Below are 602 nucleotides of genomic sequence, written 5' to 3'. Positions count from 1 at the left end.
ATGGGCTATAGCCAAGCGGTAAGGCAACGGACTTTGACTCCGTCATGCGCTGGTTCGAATCCAGCTAGCCCAGCCATTTACGAGCCATTAGCTCAGTTGGTAGAGCATCTGACTTTTAATCAGAGGGTCGAAGGTTCGAATCCTTCATGGCTCACTTTTGTTTTTTCCGCGCGGTCGTGGCGGAACGGCAGACGCGCTAGGTTGAGGGCCTAGTGGGGGAAACCCCGTGGAGGTTCAAGTCCTCTCGGCCGCATCAAAAAATCTTTTTAAAAAGTACTTGCATTTGAAAATGTAGTATGATAAGATAATTGAGTCGCCACCGTGCGACGTCGACCCCCCATCGTGAATATGCGCCCGTAGCTCAATTGGATAGAGCGTTTGACTACGGATCAAGAGGTTAGGGGTTCGACTCCTCTCGGGCGCGCCATAACGGGAAGTGGCTCAGCTTGGTAGAGCACCTGGTTTGGGACCAGGGGGTCGCAGGTTCAAATCCTGTCTTCCCGACCACGCGGGTGTAGTTTAGTGGTAAAACAAGAGCCTTCCAAGCTCTGGTCGAGAGTTCGATTCTCTTCACCCGCTTTTAGTTCTTTGAAAACTGAACG

6 tRNA genes are annotated in these 602 nt (G+C 51.7%); all 6 read left to right on the top strand.

The features are described from left to right. The first annotated feature begins 1 nt into the window (after nt 1). The 6 genes from DT250_RS31120 to DT250_RS31095 all read left to right on the top strand — a co-directional run bounded on the left by DT250_RS31120 (nt 2) and on the right by DT250_RS31095 (nt 579). Nucleotides 2-76 (top strand) — tRNA-Gln (locus tag DT250_RS31120). Between the two features lie 5 nt (nt 77-81). Further along, nucleotides 82-154: transfer RNA gene (locus DT250_RS31115), tRNA-Lys, on the top strand. Nucleotides 155-170: 16 nt separating this feature from the next. Next, a tRNA-Leu gene (locus DT250_RS31110) sits at nt 171-253 on the top strand. Nucleotides 254-350: 97 nt separating this feature from the next. After that, a tRNA-Arg gene (locus DT250_RS31105) sits at nt 351-427 on the top strand. A gap of 3 nt (nt 428-430) precedes the next feature. Then, nucleotides 431-507: transfer RNA gene (locus tag DT250_RS31100), tRNA-Pro, on the top strand. A gap of 1 nt (nt 508) precedes the next feature. Beyond that, nucleotides 509-579, top strand: a tRNA-Gly gene (locus DT250_RS31095). The last annotated feature ends 23 nt before the right edge of the window (nt 580-602 follow it).

Origin of the sequence: Bacillus sp. AR2-1, assembly GCF_008368755.1 — a bacterium.
Classification (GTDB): Bacteria; Bacillota; Bacilli; order Bacillales; family Bacillaceae_G; genus Bacillus_A; species Bacillus_A wiedmannii.
This window is presented reverse-complemented; position numbering and strand designations above follow the sequence as displayed.